The sequence below is a fragment of the Bacillus sp. FJAT-49736 genome, assembly GCF_018343615.1.
Taxonomy (GTDB): Bacteria; Bacillota; Bacilli; order Bacillales; family Bacillaceae_C; genus Margalitia.
Genome location: NZ_JAGYPI010000001.1, coordinates 562,474 through 578,732 on the forward strand (window position 1 = coordinate 562,474; position 16,259 = coordinate 578,732).

Here is a 16,259-nt window from a genome sequence, read left to right on the forward strand (position 1 = left end):
GTAAGAGCAATGGAAAAGATTTTTATTTTCGGACACAAAAATCCAGATACGGATACTATTTGTTCTGCAATTGCGTATGCAGAATTAAAAACAAAGCTAGGTATGGATGTGGAACCGGTAAGATTAGGAGAAATCAATGGCGAGACAAAATATGCCTTAGATTATTTCAAGGCAGAGGCACCTCGTTACGTCGAAAAGGTAGCAAGCGAAGTGAAAAATGTCATTTTAGTGGACCATAACGAGCGTCAGCAAAGTGCAGATGACATCGATGAAGTTCGAGTACTGGAAGTAATCGATCACCACCGTATTGCGAACTTTGAAACAAGTGATCCTTTATACTATCGTGCAGAGCCTGTAGGATGTACGGCAACTATTTTAAATAAATTATATAAGGAAAACGGAATTGAAATCCGCAAAGAAATAGCAGGATTAATGCTTTCAGCGATCATTTCTGATTCCTTATTATTCAAATCACCGACCTGTACAAATGAAGATGTAGAGGCTGCAAAAGAATTAGCTGCTATCGCAGAAGTAGATGCAGAAAAATATGGTTTAGAGATGTTAAAAGCCGGAGCAGATTTAAGTGATAAGTCGGTGGAACAGCTTGTATCGTTGGATGCAAAGGAATTCCAAATGGGCGATTATAAAGTAGAAGTTGCTCAAGTTAATGCTGTTGATATTAATGATGTATTTTCTCGTCAAGCGGATGTGGAAAAAGTATTAACGGGCATTATTGCAGATAAGGGATTAGATTTATTTTTATTTGTAGTAACAGATATTTTAAATAATGATTCCACTGCTATTGCTCTCGGCCGAGGTGCAAAAGTAGTAGAAAAAGCATATAATGTAGAGCTTCAAAACAACACAGCCGTATTAAAAGGTGTTGTCTCTCGTAAAAAACAAATTGTTCCAATTTTAACAGATGCATTTAAAACAATTGAATTATAAAAAATAATTATACATTCTGGAGCAGTACTACTATTGTAGTATTGCTTTTTTATTTTTGGGATTCTTTTTTAATAAATAATTACTAAATATTAGGTTTAATGAAACTTTTTAATCGGGGCATCTTTTCTTAAAATGAGAAGTCTCTATGAATGAATATATTTAATATTTACATCTTAAAAAGCATCAAAGTGGAGAAAAGAGACATTGTAGAAAAAATAGATAGATTTTCGTTAAGTTGTGATTGTTTTTGAATGTTAATGATTGTTTTTGATTGTTTTTATTTTTTTTAGGATGTACAATAAAAAAGTACTCACAAATTGTATGCGTTACCAATAGAAATGGCAGGTGAAACGGATTGCTAACTGCTGAAAGACATCGCATCATATTAGAATTGTTAAAACAGAAGGAAATTGTAAGCTTGCAAGAGCTTGTAAATGAAACAAATACATCAGAATCAACCATTAGAAGAGATCTCATCGAGCTTGAGAAGAAAAATGCCCTTAAGAGAGTTCACGGCGGTGCTGCTCGATTACAAGGTAAACTGGAAGAGCCTGGTATTATTGAAAAAACAGCCAAAAACCTGACGGCAAAGGATTTGATTGCAAAATATGCTGCTTCACTTGTAGAACAGGCAGATTGTATCTATTTGGATGCGGGTTCTACCACACTGCAAATGATTCCTTATCTTCCAAATGAAAGCGATATTGTCGTTGTAACAAATGGGCTTACGAATATCCAGCCGCTTCTAAATAAAGGAATTAAGACGTATTTAATTGGTGGAGCTATTAAGCCGAAGACAGGTGCAATGATAGGCCGAGGTGCTTTATATGCGATTGAAAACTACCGTTTTGACAAATGCTTTCTCGGAGTTAATGGAATTCATCCATCTTTTGGCTATACCACTCCAGATCCGGAAGAAGCTTTTATAAAGCAAAAAGCACTGCAGCTCTCTAGAGAATCATATGTCTTGGCAGATGATACTAAGTTTGGAGAGATAGCTTTTTCTGAGATTGCTCCTCTTTCAGAAGCTAGCATTATTACTAATTTGCTAAACAATGATACAGCAGAACTTTATAAGCATAAAACTACCATAAAGGTTGTGACATCATGATATACACAATTACATTAAATCCATCGTTGGATTACCATGTAGAGGTGGATAACTTTGAGTCGGGTATACTGAACCGTACTAAATCGGATTATAAGGTACCTGGGGGAAAAGGAATTAATGTTTCCCGAGTTTTAAAAAGATTGGGAGCAGAATCCATTGCTCTTGGTTTTATTGGAGGATTCACCGGAGCTTATATAAAGGATTTTTTAAGTGAAGAACAGATCGCATTGGATTTTGTAGAGGTGGATGAAGATACAAGAATTAATATTAAGCTAAGGTCCGTAGAAGAAACGGAAATTAACGGGGCAGGTCCCGCTATTACGCCACAACAGCTGGAACAATTATTTTCGAAGTTTCAAAGCATAAAGCCAAATGATATGGTTATATTTTCTGGAAGCATTCCCGTTTCACTCCCTTCTTCCATTTACGCTGATTTAATAAAAATATGCAAACATATTGGAGCGTGCTTTGTTGCGGATGTATCTGGGCAAGCACTTAAACAAGTTATACTGGAAAAGCCATTTCTAATCAAACCGAATCATCATGAATTAGGAGAATTATTCCAGACGAAGATTGAATCGGTACAAGATGCCTATATTTATGGGAAAAAGCTAGTGGATGAAGGAGTAGAAAATATCATAATTTCTATGGCGGAAAAAGGTGCTCTTTTTATCAATAAGAATTTAGCAATACATGCAACAGCACCGAAAGGGGAATTGAAAAATTCCATAGGGGCTGGTGATTCATTAGTTGGTGGTTTTTTAAGTGCTTATTCATCCGGAAAATCATTAGAAGAAGCATTTAAAATCGGGGTTGCTTCCGGAAGTGCCACCGCATTTTCACAAGGACTTTGTACAAAGGATAAAGTAATGAATCTTTTAAATGAAGTAAAAATTAAGACTCTAAAATGAGGTGAACCTTCAACATGAGAATTACAGACTTACTGACACCATCCACAATAAAAATGGATGTACAAGCCCAAACGAAGCAGGAACTTATTCGTGAGCTTGTTAATGTATTAAATGATGCAGGAAAATTGAATGATAAAGAGGAATACGAAAAAGCAGTTTTAGCACGGGAAGAGCAGAGCACTACTGGAGTGGGGGATGGAATTGCGATACCTCATGCGAAAACAGCTGCTGTTAAAACACCTGCTATTGCTTTCGGAAGGTCTAAAACAGGTCTTGATTACGAATCCTTTGATGGACAAGACAGCCATCTATTTTTCATGATTGCTGCAAGTGAAGGAGCAAATAATACACATTTGGAAGCGTTGTCCAAGCTTTCTTCCTTATTAATGAGAAAGGAAATTCGAGAGCAGCTTTTGATTGCGGATACCGTCGAGGGAGTTTTAAATGTTTTTATCGAAAGTGAAGAGGAAGTAACAGAAGATTCAAGTGTTTCAATAGATGAAAAAGAATTAATATTAGCGGTTACTGCTTGTCCAACTGGCATAGCACACACTTATATGGCAGCGGATTCCTTAAAGGAAAAGGCTAAAGAGTTAGGCATTCCTTTTAAAGTAGAGACTAATGGTTCCGGCGGTGCCAAAAATGTATTAACACCAGAGGAAATTGAAAAAGCAACAGCTATCATAGTTGCTGCAGATAAACAAGTGGAGATGGAACGCTTCAATGGCAAATATGTTATAGAAGTTCCAGTTGCGGATGGAATTCGCAGACCAAAGGAACTTTTGAAACAAGCCATCAATCAAGATGCACCTATTTATAAAATCACTGGCGAAAGGAACAAAAGTGAGCAATCCCAAAAAAGCGGGAAAGGTCGCAATGGTTTCTACAAGCATTTAATGAATGGCGTATCTAATATGCTCCCGTTTGTCGTGGGGGGAGGTATATTAATTGCAATTTCATTCATGTTTGGAATTCATTCTGCAGATCCGCATGACCCAAGCTACAATAAATTTGCAGAAGCCTTAAATACGATTGGCGGAGGTAATGCTTTTGGATTAATGATACCAGTTCTGGCTGGATTTATCGCCATGAGTATTGCAGATAGACCCGGGCTTGCACCTGGGATGGTAGGCGGCTTTATGGCTGCACAAGGAGGAGCAGGATTTCTTGGCGGCTTAATTGCGGGATTTTTGGCAGGTTATGTAGTTGTCTTATTAAAGAAAGCATTTGCGGCACTACCGCAATCGCTTGAGGGAATTAAGCCTGTATTGCTTTATCCGTTATTCGGAATATTTATTACTGGAATGATTATGTTCTTTGTCATTAATAAGCCGTGCAGTTTATTTAATCATTATTTATCCGATGTGTTAAATCATTTAGGAACAGGAAATTTAATGCTTTTAGGAATAATTCTTGGTGGTATGATGGCAGTTGACATGGGTGGACCGATTAATAAGGCAGCCTTTACATTTGGAATAGCAATGATAGATGCTGGGCAGTATGCTCCACATGCAGCTGTTATGGCAGGAGGAATGGTTCCTCCGCTTGGAATGGCTATTGCTACAACACTTTTTAGAAGCAAGTTTACAAAGAGTGAAAAGGATGCAGGTATAACTTGTTATATTATGGGGGCGACTTTTATTACAGAAGGTGCAATTCCTTTCGCTGCTGCTGACCCCGTACGTGTCATTCCATCTGCAGTAGTCGGATCTGCAATCGCCGGTGCATTAACGATGCTATTTCATATTGGTTTACGTGCCCCACACGGAGGTATCTTTGTTATTCCTTTAGTAGATGGCAATCCGTTATTGTACGCTTTAGCAATTATCATTGGTGCTTTTATTACCGCCATATTGGTAGGTTTGTTAAAAAAGAGAGTGGCGAATTAGATTGGAGAAGGGCTGGCAAACTTGTCAGCCCTTCTTTTTTTGAAACGACATATTCTATTATCCTTTTCAAATGTTAAATTTATTTGAAAAATCATTATTTCTTTTGTAAAGATTTCGTAAATTTTTGTCGATATATATTCCCAAATGGCAAAAATCATTTAAAATGGTGTAGGAATGTTTTTTTTAAAAGGCTCTTTTCTTAAACTTTGTTATTTCTGAGACAAAAGATATATACATAACAATTCATTTTAAGGACTAATCTTTTAAGAAAAGATGCCCTGAAACTAGTTTGAAAATAGGAAAATAACTATTTCTGAAGAGCAGCAATTAAAATTAGATTTTGGATTTTAAAAATCAATACGAAAACAGCCTTTTAAAAACAATTTTGGAGGAATCAGAATGCCTATTATCGAAAAAAAAGATAAATTTTCACTAATGCTAAGCAATATTACTGCAAATTTGGAGGATAGTTCAAAATTTTTAACGGAAACGACGATTCAAAATGAAAATGATTTAAAGACGCTTTCTACTAAAATGAAAGAGTATGAGACAAAAGGAGATACTCTCATTCATGAAATAATTGTAGAGCTTCATAAAGCTTTCATTACTCCAATTGATCGTGAGGATATTCTTCAGCTTGCCATGCGTTTGGATGATGTATTGGACGGGCTTGATCACACTGCATCCTTGATGGAATTATATAATATTACAAAGCCTACGGTATTTATGAGAGATTTTGTCGTTGAATTATATGGCAGCTGCCAAGAAATTTCTAAATGTATTGGATTATTAGCTAAGAAAAAATTGCTCGACATTCGTGCACATACGATTAAAATCAAAGACTATGAATCAAAATGTGATGATATTTTACGATCTTCTGTAAAAGATCTTTTTGCAACGGAAAAAAATCCTATTACGATTATTCAATATAAAGAGGTCTATGAAAACCTTGAACTAATATCTGATTACTGTCAGGATGTTGCCAATATATTTGAAACTATTATTATGAAGAATGCATAAGGGGATAGCGAATGACTACTATTTTCATATTAACTATACTTATCGTTATAGGCGCACTTGTATTTGATTTTATTAATGGATTCCATGATACAGCAAATACCATTGCAACATCTGTTTCAACGAAAGCGTTAAAGCCAAGACAGGCGATTATTCTTGCAGCTGTGATGAATTTTGTCGGGGCCTTAACTTTTACCGGAGTAGCAAAAACGATTACCAGTGATATTGTGGATCCTTTCCAGCTTCAAAATGGCGGTGCGGTAATCCTGGCAGCATTGCTTTCAGCTATCATTTGGAATTTAATCACCTGGTATTATGGTATCCCAAGCAGTTCATCTCATGCGATTATTGGTTCCATTGCCGGAGCCTCGATAGCGGCTGCAGGGTTTGGGGCAATTAAATATCAAGGATTTTTAAAAATCCTTGAGGCTCTAATTATTTCCCCAATTATTGCATTTGTAGTCGGTTATATTATATATACCATTTTTAAATGGACATTAAAGAATCGAAATTTAGCTAAAACAAATAATCAATTCCGATGGATACAAATTGCTACTGCAGCTATTCAATCCTATTCTCATGGAACGAATGATGCACAGAAATCTATGGGGATTATCACGATGGCACTTATGGCTAATCATTATGTAACATCTAATGACATTCCATTTTGGGTTCAATTTTCGTGTGCTGTCGCAATGGGATTAGGGACATCGGTTGGTGGGTGGAAAATTATCAAAACAGTCGGCGGAAAGATTATGAAGATTAAACCGGTTAATGGTGTAGCAGCCGATTTATCATCAGCAATGATTATTTTTGGGGCAACCTTTATTCACCTTCCTGTGAGTTCAACACATGTAATCTCGTCTTCTATTCTAGGTGTTGGTTCTGCCCACCGTATTAAAGGTGTGAAGTGGGGGACTGCACAAAGAATTCTTATTACATGGGTGATTACTCTTCCTATTTCCGCAGTTCTTGCAGCATGCTTCTACGGAATTGTGCAGCTATTTTTTAAATAAATTGGTCCAAGAAAAACGGGATTTGATCATGTATCAAATCCTTTTTTTCTTTTTCCATAAACCTCTATTGTATTTTGTAAGGTCTCTAACCATCTTCTGAGTATTAAGCGGTAATGTTAAAGAAAATATGATCCAAAAGAGATTTATGTAGAAATTTATTAATATTGAAGAGAAAGGATCTAAACGGAAACAGCCGTTTTATTTTATAATTATAGTATAATAGATTTAATTATTAGTCCGTTTTGTGAGGCGTTTTATATGAAATTAATTATTGCCGAAAAGCCTGATCAAGGCTTGAAAATAGCAGCACCTTTTTCCTTTTCCAAAAAAGATGGTTATGTTGTAATTGCTCCTAACCAATGGTTTCCTGAAGGAGCTTTTTTGACTTGGGCAGTCGGTCATCTTTGCGAGCTAATTCCGCCTGAAGAATATGATGTTAAATGGAAAAAATGGTCGCTTGATATGCTCCCAATTATTCCACCTCAATTTCAGCATCGGGTAACGAAATCCAAATGGAAGCAGTTTAATATTATTAAGGGTTTAGTTGAGCGAAAGGATGTAGAGGAAATTATTATTGCAGGCGATGCGGAGCGGGAGGGGGAAGCAATTGTCCGAGTCATTTTACATAAATGCAATAACCGTAAGAGAATGAAAAGGTTATGGATATCATCCTTGACTCCCAAATCGGTTATTCATGGATTCGAAAACCTATTAGATGAATCGGAAACAAGAAGTATTTACTTTGAAGCGTTAAGTAGAGCATGTGCTGACTGGTTGATAGGTATGAATGCATCAAGAGCCTATACTCTTCTTCTCCAAAAAAAGGGAATATCAGATGTGTTTTCTACTGGTAGAGTGCAAACGCCAACACTAGCACTTATTGTCAAAAGGGAAAAGGAAATAGCGAATTTTAAATCAGAGCCTTTTTGGGAAATATTTGCGGACTTTTTCATGGATGGAAAAGTATATGAGGGTAAATGGCATAAGGATGGAGAATCGCGGCTGCATGATGAAGCAATGGCCAAAAGAATTGCCGAATTTTGCAAAGGGAAGGAAGCGGTTATTTCCAATATAGAGAAGGAAAGAAAAGAGTTCTTGCCGCCATTTCTTTTTAACTTATCTGCTTTGCAAGCAACAGCTAATAAGCTGTATAAATACTCTCCCAAAAAAACCCTTGATATTGCACAAAAATTATACGTCAAAGGAATTATTTCTTATCCGCGGAGTGATTCAAGCTACGTGACAAAAGAAGAAGCAGCCGGCTTTCCGGAAATACTGCAAAAGCTTAGCAGGCTTGAGGCATTTAAAGAGTACTTTCCATTGCCAACATCGTCCATTTTGAATAACTCTCGTTATGTAAATGAGAAAAAGGTTACGGATCATTATGCCATTATTCCAACTGAACAAGTGGTAGACCCATCCAAAATGTCTGCTGAAGAGGAAAAAATTTATACATTGATTGCGGAAAGGTTAATTGCTGCCCATTATGAAAAAGCAATTTTTGACTATACTACTATTCATACTTTGGTAGAACAGAGAGCAACCTTTATTTCGAAAGGAAAAGAACAAATTCAAGAAGGCTGGAGAAGGGTTATTTATAAAAATAAAATTGAGCAGCAAAATAAGGAGAAAACAGAGCAAGAAGAACAGGACTTACCTTCTTTGGAAGAAGGAGAGAAGGGAATAGTTCATGCAATCAAAGTTAAGAATGGAAAAACACAGCCTCCAAAGAGATATACAGAAGGACAGCTTATTACCTTGATGAAGACGGCTGGGAAACATCTGGAGGATAATGAGCTTATGAAGGTTCTTAACAAAACAGAAGGTCTTGGGACAGAAGCTACCAGGGCGGGAATTATTGGTGTATTAAAAGACAGAAATTATATTGAGGTTAAACGAAATCAAGTATTTGCAACCAACAAGGGTATACTTTTGATAGATTCCATTGGAAATAGTATTTTGGCATCTCCTGAAATGACTGCTAAATGGGAGCAAAGGCTACATGAAATTGGGGAAGGTAATGCTTCTCCAAAGAATTTTATGGAACAGGCAAAAAAACTGGCAATAAAATTAATTAATGATGCAAGAGAAAGCAGTGAAAGCTGGGATTTCAAGCATTTAGATGTAGATGAATTTCAAAATAAAGATTCCTCCAAAAAGGGGAGGAGTACAGAAGCACCATTAGGGAAATGTAAGAAATGTGATGGAGATGTTATAGATAAAGGGAAATTTTTTGGATGCTCCAAATACAGCGCAACGAAATGTGACTTTACTATTTCTAAAAAAATATTAGGAAGATCCATTTCCAAAACAAATATAAAAAGGCTGCTAGCGGAGGGAAGGACTGATTTTATTAAAGGTTTTAAAAAGGATGGGAAGGAATTTTCGGCAAAGCTGGAATGGAAAGATAATAAGATCACCTTACTATTTAAATAAGGCTATAAAAGTACTTAACTTGAATTACTATTATTTTTGTTTCCTTTTAATTTCTTAATGATAGAAAGCAATGAAAAAATGCAGAAAATAGCAGTAGATGTTCCGAAGCCAATGTAAGAAATAATAATTTTGTTCTGCAAAAAAAATTGATTAACGGTATCTGCAAGTTCGAATAAATAATGCCTCAAATAAATTCATCCTTTTTTAATAGGCTGTTTTAGTATAGGTTGTTATTTTTCGTATATTGATTATAAATCATAATATAGTCTGCTCGGGGTTTCTTTTCTTAAGGAAGTAATGCATTCTTAACCAAATATCAAGTTGTTATTAAGACGTCTGAAAAAGCAAAAAAGTTAAAGAAAAGAGCCTTTAAATAAGTATGTGTAAAAATAGGAATATTATTCTAGTTGCGGACAAATGAAAGAAGAAGCATCCGCGGATGCTTCTTCTTATAATTAGATGAGGAGTAAAAAATTAAGGGTAAAAACGTTAGTACATTCCGCCACCGACATAACTAGTTCCAACAATAATTAAGAGGATGAATAGTACTACGATTAAGGCAAAGCCAGCCCCCATTCCATGGCCGCGATATTCTGACATTCCCTTCACCTCCTTACATCATTGATATAAGTTATGTACAATTTCATTTTCGGTGTGGACAAATACTCAATTAAGAAAAAAATGATATAAATTACATAGGGAAATAGAGGAGAGGAAATTTCAAGGGACAATTATACGTTTTAATGTATAATTTATGATTTTTTTGTATTATTTGTAATTGGAGAAATTGTTTCAGAAACAGTACAATTGGTCCCTAATATAAAATTGTTGATGAAAATACCGCAATTTTCTATTGCCGAATATCAACTTCAAGATTAAAATGAATAAAGTTGAAATGATTAGCGTAGACATCTATCATAATATTATTGTCGAAAAACCAAACATTTTCTTTTGCGTAATTATCTGTATATGAATTGAAAAATACATGCAACATGTTTATAGTATTTATATGCCATAATTAATACTGTTATTTTTTGCAGTTGGCAGAATACAAGATCTGGTTAACACTACGAGTTTGTTTTCGATTAGTGTATTTAGCTTAGTTTTGTAATAAAAGAGGTGCAAAAATGAAAAACTTTTTATTGAAATGCCAAAGTGTATTGAATAAACATCTTGGTTTTTTCTTTTTAGCTGTTATATTATTTTGGTTAAAAACGTATTTTGGGTATGTGAATGAATTTCACTTAGGAATCAGCAATTCCCTGCAAAAATTCTTGTTATTTATTAACCCGCTAAGCTCTGCGATTTTCTTCTTCGGACTTGCATTATTTGCAAAAGGAAGAAGAGCGCATATTTGGTTAATAATCATTAATTTTTTAATGTCCTTTTTATTGTATGCAAATATTGTATATTATAGATTTTTTAGCGACTTTATTACGATTCCAACTCTTACACAAACAAAAAACTTTGGAGATCTAGGTGGAAGTGTCCTTGCTTTACTAAGGCCGCATGACCCTCTTTATTTCCTGGATACAATTATTTTACTAGTTCTTGTCGTATTTAAACTGGTAAAGCCAGAACCAATTCGATTAGGTCGCAAGCAGGTGTTTTCTGTTTTTGGTATTGCGATTTTAGCTTTTTGTGTTAATTTAGGCCTTGCTGAAAAGGATCGTCCAGAATTATTATCCAGAACATTTGACCGAAACTATCTAGTTAAATATTTAGGTACGTATAACTTTACCATTTATGATGCAATTCAGAACACGAAGACATCTGCGCAAAAAGCTTTTGCAGACAGTAGTGATATGACAGAGGTACGCAACTATGTAAAGGCTGAATATGCAGAACCAAACAAAAAATATTTTGGAAAAGCTAAGGGTATGAATGTAATATATATTCATCTTGAGTCATTCCAAAACTTCCTAATTAACTATAAATTAAATGGTGAAGAGGTAACTCCTTTTCTAAATTCATTTACAAAAGATAAAAACACATTATATTTTGATAACTTCTTCCATCAGACAGGACAAGGTAAAACTTCTGATGCGGAATTTATGTTAGAAAACTCTTTATTCGGATTGCCTCAAGGTTCTGTATTAACTACGAAAGCGTTAAATACATTCCAGGCTGCACCGGCTATATTTGATCAAAGAGGATATACTTCTGCAGTATTTCATGGTAATTACAAGACATTTTGGAACCGTGATGAGGCATACAAATCATTTGGTTTCGATAAATTCTTTGATGCAAGCTACTACGATATGAATGATAATGATGTATTAAATTATGGATTAAAGGATAAGCCATTCTTTAAAGAGTCCATACCAATGCTTGAATCATTGCAACAACCATTTTATGTGAAGTTTATTACGCTATCAAATCATTTCCCATATCCAATAGCAAGTGATGAAGCTAGCATTGGACCTGCTAATACAGGAGATCCTTCTGTTGATAGGTATTTCCAAACAGCTCGCTATTTGGATGAATCAGTAAAAGAATTTGTGGATTATTTAAAGCAATCCGGTTTGTATGATAAGTCTGTTATCATCATGTATGGCGATCATTATGGAATTTCTGAAAACCATAATAAAGCTATGTCACAAGTAATGGGCAAGAATGTTAATGCATTTGAAAATGCACAGTTACAGCGTGTACCATTAATTATCCACGTTCCAGGAGTCAAAGGCGGTGTAATGCACCAATACGGCGGTGAAATTGATGTATTGCCAACTCTTGAACACTTAATGGGAATTGATACAAAGGATTATATTCAATTCGGTACAGACTTACTATCCAAGGATCATTCCCAAGTGGTGCCTTTCCGCAACGGAAGCTTTGTAACCCCGACAGTCACTTCCATTAATGGAAAGTACTACGATACAAACACAGGAGAACGAATAGAGAAGAATGATGAGATTCGCAAGGATGAACAAATGGTTCAAACGAAGCTGCAGCTATCAGACAAAGTGGTTTATGGAGATCTGTTAAGATTCTATACTCCAAAAGGCTTTACACCTGTAGATCGTTCAAAATATAATTACAACAATCATTAAAATAAGAAAAAGGCTGACTTTAACGTCAGCCTTTTTTACTTAATCTCATCATTAGAAGTGTTTTTCTTAAGTTCAGGATGCAGTTCTTCTGAGGATTCCATTTGGAAACGTGTTCGGGAAGGACTGTAAAAATAGGTTTGTTTTTCATGTATAAACGCTTTTAATAAATATATATGAAAAAAGTATTCAAACACGGTTATTGCAAGAGCCCCGATTAAAGAGCTGAAATATAGTAGAGTGTTATGATAATTCAAGCTATATGCATTAAGACCCCATATAACAGAGAACGCTATGCCTAAATCAACGGCAGTTGCAACTACATTATTGGATTTGGGTAATACAATCAAGTCTCCAATAATATAGGATATCGCGCCGAGTACAATGGTTATTAATAATACTCTGCCGAAAGACATATTGTAGACAAGTCCCAGGATCACATATAATATTGCAAAACTGGCGAGCCCCTTTATACCAACGGATACTAAACGTTTCATTTCAAGTAACCCCTTTATAGTAAAGATGTAATCCAAGCTTACTAATAAGTTTTACTTTTCGTTTTAACAATATACATTTTGAATCGGAAATTATCTCTTCCGCAAAACGAATGGGGTTGTCTCAGTAGGTGCCAGGCACCATTTGAGACAACCCCATTATTTTTATTTTTCCGCTGCAAACAAAATGTTATTTTGCTTGCGGGCTTCTTCTGTAATTTCAAGTACTATGTAGCTTAAATTTTTAAGCCTTTCATATTCTATCGTATTGTTTAAATGAATAATATCCACGAAATGATCTAATTCGTATACCATATCATTTTCTTCCTGCTGTACCGAAAAAACAACGGATGATTTATCTTTATTTTCCCTCCATACCATATGGTTAAAGGTTGAAGCTTTATCCAAAATAATGGTACCTTCTTCCCCATGAATTTCACTTGCTAAATAAGAGTCTGAGATTTTCGAGCATATAATTGTACATATAAAATCTCCATATTTCAGAATTAGCGTTCCATTTCCATCGATTCCATTTCTCAATTTGACAGGATAATAATGAATTTCAAAAGGTTTTCCAAATAATGCAACTGCGATAAAAAGCGGATACACCCCTAGATCTACTAATGCTCCACCTGAGAAGTTAGGAGAAAATACATTTGGTTCATCTCCACTTAAAAAGGCATCATATTTGGAGGAATATTGTAAATAATTTAACGAGACACTCCTAATCTGACCGACTTTGTGTAATTGTTTAACAAGTAAGTGAAAATTCGGTGTGTGGATATTTCTAATAGCTTCGAATAAAAATACATTGTTTTTTTGCGCACAACTATATGCGGTATTAAGCTCCTTGATATTAGAGAAAATAGGCTTTTCACAAATAACATGCTTTTTGGCTTGGAGGCATTTCATGGTTTGTTCAAAATGCAAGGAGTTGGGGGAGCTTACATATACAATATCGATTTCTTTGTTCTTAAGCATTTCATCAAGATTGTTATATGTATGCACAGCATCATGCATACGTCCAAATTCTTGTGCCTTTTCCTCTGAGCGAGAATAAACAGAATGCAGAGTTAATTTCCCAGAATGAAAAGCCGCATCGATTAAGCGGGAAGTAATCCAACTTGTACCTATAGTTGCTAAGTTCATTAAAAAGTACAGCTCCTATCTATTAATAATGATAAGGGAATATTATATATATTACCTTAAATTTATATAGACGTCATTTTTAAAAAAAGGATCCTTATCTCGCTCTAACATTGACCCTCGGAGCTTGTACAATTGTGCTATCTTTTGATTCCTGTGCAGAGGAGCTTTCTTGCTTATTTTCCAAATTCCCTTCCTTCTGTAAATGCTCATAAAAGCTGCCTTCTCCATAAGTGGCGCCTATGTTTAATCTTCCCTTTAATTCTTTAATTCCTAATTGGCCAAAGTTGTTATTCAACTCCACCTTATCGACGAAAATCCTTTCCACATTTAACCTTTCTACAACAATCGGAGGGTGAAGAAAATCATCCTTTTTCTGATCTTTGAGCTCCTTCACTAAATCTTCCATTTCTTGGAATTTTTCTAATTTCTTTTCTAAAAGGGTGATTTTTTTCTTTAATTGCTTAAGTGTCGAATCATTTTTGATAAAAAAGTGGAATATTCGTTTTAAAGACATATTATCCCAACACCTTAATCTTTAGTTACGGAACGACCTTTATGCCCGCTTATTCAATATTAATGGGTTCTGCATTTCTTATCGTCCGTTCAAGGGTAATAATTAATAAACCGTTAAAATATTTCGCTTTAATTTTTGTGGAATCAATTGGTTCCATGAGCTTTATTGCTCTTTCAAACGGGCCGTATTTTCGTTCTAAAGAAATTGTTTCTGCATTTTGTATGATAGACTTTACTGTTCCTTTCAGAATAACGGTGTCATTCGTAACAGCTAGATGTAAATCTTCTTTAGCAACTCCCGGTAACGCAGCGATAATATAAAGGAAATGTTCGTCCGAGAGAATATCAACAAGTGGAAAGGAAGTTTTAGGTGCTACAGGTTGTTCCATAGTAAACGAGGGTGCCTGCTTATTTGCAGCAGTTTGCTGTCCAATCGGATTTGTAATATCTTTATCAAAAATAGATCCCCAAAAATCATTGCTTCCTTGTACCTGTTGAGCGAATTGTAACCATTGTCTGAGCTTTTCTACATCCACTACCGGACACCTCCGTTTCTAACAATTTCACCCGTTCCTTTACCATAATATATGCCTTGGAGGTATTCAGAGCGCACAATTTTCATAAATAACCTCAGTATTTCATATACTTAGACAGAAGATGAGGAGGGATACAAATTGGCTACACCTTCTATTAACATTAATATTTTTATTTTGAAAATTAATTCCTTTGAAAATTGCTCAGCTGTAAATATCGGACAAAACTTGTTAGCTGATTGGCATAATTCAGATAAAAAAAATCAGGGATTCGGTCAATTAATGGGGGATGATTCACCGATAGTGGGAACAAGAAGCTTGGTCGATGACAGGGATCAAATCGATGCACCTTCGTCTTTTGAATCCGTACCATTTAAATTAGATTAAGGATTCTCATGCCAAATATGAATACTTTTTGAATATTATTTATAAAAGAAGATAGTGTAAGAAAAGAGGACTGACAATGGTCAGTCCTCACTTGGATCCACTTCATCCCAGGAAAGCGTGGTTACACTAGTATACTCACCTTCTTCGATTTCTTCATTCGAAGCATCACGGTTAAGTTCCTCCGCATCATTCATTCCTGGGGCAATGGATGGTTCTTCTTCGTATTTTTTCTTAAGCATAATGAATAAACGCACCTCCTATTATTATAGTGGTAGTTTACCCATCATTTATAATTTAATAAGACCAAATAAAGCCTTACTTTTCTATTTCAATGATTGGTTCCAAGCCAATTTCTACATTACCTTCGATCGCTCTTGAAATCATACAGCTTTTTTCCGCTCTTTCCGCTAATTTTTCCACATTTTGTGCCTGTTCAGCATTTTCTATTTTTAAAATAACATGTGGACGATGAATTATCTTTTTATATGTAATAACGCCTTTTTCTACCTCAACAATACCTTCTGATTCCATTGTAAGACTACTTACCTCAATGGACCTTCTTTCCAACATAGCTGCCAACGTAATAATATAGCATGTGGCTGCAGCTCCAAGAAGCATTTCATCCGGATTTGTTCCGACACCAGGGCCATCCATTTCTGGAGGAATAGAAATCTTGGTTTTTAAATTTCCGCATTCCAATTCTCCAACACTATTCCTGCCACCCGGCCAATCTGCTTTTAAATGGAAATGATGTTCTGCCATAATCCTTCACTCCTTTTCTTTCCATTATATAATAGTATTAAAA

The 16,259-nt window shown here is 35.3% G+C and carries 17 protein-coding genes; 9 read left to right on the forward strand and 8 right to left on the reverse strand.

Annotated features, from left to right (window positions below; genetic code table 11):
• Positions 1 to 9 precede the first annotated feature (9 nt).
• The 7 genes from KHA87_RS03175 to KHA87_RS03205 all read left to right on the forward strand — a co-directional run bounded on the left by KHA87_RS03175 (position 10) and on the right by KHA87_RS03205 (position 9,328).
• Positions 10 to 948: a manganese-dependent inorganic pyrophosphatase gene (locus tag KHA87_RS03175; protein ID WP_213092655.1), complete on the forward strand. Its 939-nt coding sequence runs from the start codon at positions 10 to 12 to the stop codon at positions 946 to 948.
• A 355-nt stretch (positions 949 to 1,303) separates the two neighbouring features.
• On the forward strand, positions 1,304 to 2,059 hold the full coding sequence (locus KHA87_RS03180) for a DeoR/GlpR family DNA-binding transcription regulator (protein ID WP_213092656.1): 756 nt from the start codon (positions 1,304 to 1,306) through the stop codon (positions 2,057 to 2,059).
• On the forward strand, positions 2,056 to 2,970 hold the full coding sequence (gene pfkB, locus KHA87_RS03185; protein WP_213092657.1) for a 1-phosphofructokinase: 915 nt from the start codon (positions 2,056 to 2,058) through the stop codon (positions 2,968 to 2,970). Before KHA87_RS03180 ends, pfkB begins: the two co-directional genes overlap by 4 nt.
• A gap of 14 nt (positions 2,971 to 2,984) precedes the next feature.
• Positions 2,985 to 4,859 carry a PTS fructose transporter subunit IIABC gene (locus KHA87_RS03190; protein WP_213092658.1) on the forward strand — a complete coding sequence of 625 codons (1,875 nt, stop codon included), beginning with the start codon at positions 2,985 to 2,987 and terminating at the stop codon, positions 4,857 to 4,859.
• Between the two features lie 399 nt (positions 4,860 to 5,258).
• Positions 5,259 to 5,879 carry a DUF47 domain-containing protein gene (locus KHA87_RS03195; RefSeq protein ID WP_213092659.1) on the forward strand — a complete coding sequence of 207 codons (621 nt, stop codon included), beginning with the start codon at positions 5,259 to 5,261 and terminating at the stop codon, positions 5,877 to 5,879.
• Between the two features lie 11 nt (positions 5,880 to 5,890).
• Entirely contained in the window at positions 5,891 to 6,892 is a 1,002-nt protein-coding gene (locus KHA87_RS03200) for an inorganic phosphate transporter (RefSeq protein ID WP_213092660.1), read from the forward strand.
• A 258-nt stretch (positions 6,893 to 7,150) separates the two neighbouring features.
• A complete protein-coding gene (locus KHA87_RS03205) occupies positions 7,151 to 9,328 on the forward strand; it encodes a DNA topoisomerase III (protein WP_213092661.1) in 2,178 nt (725 codons plus the stop codon).
• 14 nt (positions 9,329 to 9,342) lie between these two features.
• On the opposite strand, the gene KHA87_RS03210 is transcribed toward KHA87_RS03205, so the two are convergent.
• Complete coding sequence (locus tag KHA87_RS03210; RefSeq protein ID WP_213092662.1) at positions 9,343 to 9,516, reverse strand: hypothetical protein; 174 nt, start codon at positions 9,514 to 9,516, stop codon at positions 9,343 to 9,345.
• Positions 9,517 to 9,817: 301 nt separating this feature from the next.
• A complete protein-coding gene (locus KHA87_RS03215) occupies positions 9,818 to 9,904 on the reverse strand; it encodes a YjcZ family sporulation protein (RefSeq protein ID WP_161809286.1) in 87 nt (28 codons plus the stop codon).
• A 551-nt stretch (positions 9,905 to 10,455) separates the two neighbouring features.
• On the opposite strand from KHA87_RS03215, the gene ltaS reads away from it, so the two are divergent.
• On the forward strand, positions 10,456 to 12,381 hold the full coding sequence (gene ltaS / locus KHA87_RS03220) for a lipoteichoic acid synthase (protein ID WP_213092664.1): 1,926 nt from the start codon (positions 10,456 to 10,458) through the stop codon (positions 12,379 to 12,381).
• A gap of 35 nt (positions 12,382 to 12,416) precedes the next feature.
• On the opposite strand, the gene KHA87_RS03225 is transcribed toward ltaS, so the two are convergent.
• From KHA87_RS03225 to KHA87_RS03240, 4 genes are all read right to left on the reverse strand, one after another.
• Positions 12,417 to 12,875: a YndM family protein gene (locus KHA87_RS03225; RefSeq protein WP_213092665.1), complete on the reverse strand. Its 459-nt coding sequence runs from the start codon at positions 12,873 to 12,875 to the stop codon at positions 12,417 to 12,419.
• A gap of 162 nt (positions 12,876 to 13,037) precedes the next feature.
• A complete protein-coding gene (locus KHA87_RS03230; protein WP_213092666.1) occupies positions 13,038 to 14,021 on the reverse strand; it encodes a Gfo/Idh/MocA family protein in 984 nt (327 codons plus the stop codon).
• 94 nt (positions 14,022 to 14,115) lie between these two features.
• On the reverse strand, positions 14,116 to 14,535 hold the full coding sequence (locus tag KHA87_RS03235) for a hypothetical protein (RefSeq protein ID WP_213092667.1): 420 nt from the start codon (positions 14,533 to 14,535) through the stop codon (positions 14,116 to 14,118).
• A gap of 49 nt (positions 14,536 to 14,584) precedes the next feature.
• The gene (locus KHA87_RS03240; protein WP_213092668.1) at positions 14,585 to 15,070 is read right to left on the reverse strand and encodes an Hsp20/alpha crystallin family protein; all 486 of its coding nucleotides are present in this window, start codon (positions 15,068 to 15,070) and stop codon (positions 14,585 to 14,587) included.
• A 138-nt stretch (positions 15,071 to 15,208) separates the two neighbouring features.
• Here KHA87_RS03240 and KHA87_RS03245 point away from each other — a divergent pair, with 138 nt between their 5' ends.
• Entirely contained in the window at positions 15,209 to 15,454 is a 246-nt protein-coding gene (locus KHA87_RS03245; RefSeq protein WP_213092669.1) for a hypothetical protein, read from the forward strand.
• A gap of 80 nt (positions 15,455 to 15,534) precedes the next feature.
• Here KHA87_RS03245 and KHA87_RS03250 read toward each other — a convergent pair whose 3' ends face one another.
• Both KHA87_RS03250 and KHA87_RS03255 read right to left on the reverse strand, forming a co-directional pair.
• Positions 15,535 to 15,693 carry a hypothetical protein gene (locus KHA87_RS03250; protein WP_213092670.1) on the reverse strand — a complete coding sequence of 53 codons (159 nt, stop codon included), beginning with the start codon at positions 15,691 to 15,693 and terminating at the stop codon, positions 15,535 to 15,537.
• 76 nt (positions 15,694 to 15,769) lie between these two features.
• Positions 15,770 to 16,216 carry an OsmC family protein gene (locus KHA87_RS03255; protein WP_213092671.1) on the reverse strand — a complete coding sequence of 149 codons (447 nt, stop codon included), beginning with the start codon at positions 16,214 to 16,216 and terminating at the stop codon, positions 15,770 to 15,772.
• Positions 16,217 to 16,259 lie beyond the last annotated feature (43 nt).

What these genes read in the sequence shown, in the direction of transcription:
- KHA87_RS03200 (WP_213092660.1), top strand. Translation starts at nt 5,891, where the DNA reads ATGACTACTATTTTCATATTAACTATACTTATCGTTATAGGCGCACTT.
- KHA87_RS03255 (WP_213092671.1), bottom strand. Translation starts at nt 16,216, where the DNA reads ATGGCAGAACATCATTTCCATTTAAAAGCAGATTGGCCGGGTGGCAGG.
- KHA87_RS03235 (WP_213092667.1), bottom strand. Translation starts at nt 14,535, where the DNA reads ATGTCTTTAAAACGAATATTCCACTTTTTTATCAAAAATGATTCGACA.
- ltaS (WP_213092664.1), top strand. Translation starts at nt 10,456, where the DNA reads ATGAAAAACTTTTTATTGAAATGCCAAAGTGTATTGAATAAACATCTT.
- KHA87_RS03175 (WP_213092655.1), top strand. Translation starts at nt 10, where the DNA reads ATGGAAAAGATTTTTATTTTCGGACACAAAAATCCAGATACGGATACT.
- KHA87_RS03225 (WP_213092665.1), bottom strand. Translation starts at nt 12,875, where the DNA reads ATGAAACGTTTAGTATCCGTTGGTATAAAGGGGCTCGCCAGTTTTGCA.
- pfkB (WP_213092657.1), top strand. Translation starts at nt 2,056, where the DNA reads ATGATATACACAATTACATTAAATCCATCGTTGGATTACCATGTAGAG.
- KHA87_RS03250 (WP_213092670.1), bottom strand. Translation starts at nt 15,693, where the DNA reads ATGCTTAAGAAAAAATACGAAGAAGAACCATCCATTGCCCCAGGAATG.
- KHA87_RS03205 (WP_213092661.1), top strand. Translation starts at nt 7,151, where the DNA reads ATGAAATTAATTATTGCCGAAAAGCCTGATCAAGGCTTGAAAATAGCA.
- KHA87_RS03215 (WP_161809286.1), bottom strand. Translation starts at nt 9,904, where the DNA reads ATGGGGGCTGGCTTTGCCTTAATCGTAGTACTATTCATCCTCTTAATT.
- KHA87_RS03230 (WP_213092666.1), bottom strand. Translation starts at nt 14,021, where the DNA reads ATGAACTTAGCAACTATAGGTACAAGTTGGATTACTTCCCGCTTAATC.
- KHA87_RS03190 (WP_213092658.1), top strand. Translation starts at nt 2,985, where the DNA reads ATGAGAATTACAGACTTACTGACACCATCCACAATAAAAATGGATGTA.
- KHA87_RS03195 (WP_213092659.1), top strand. Translation starts at nt 5,259, where the DNA reads ATGCCTATTATCGAAAAAAAAGATAAATTTTCACTAATGCTAAGCAAT.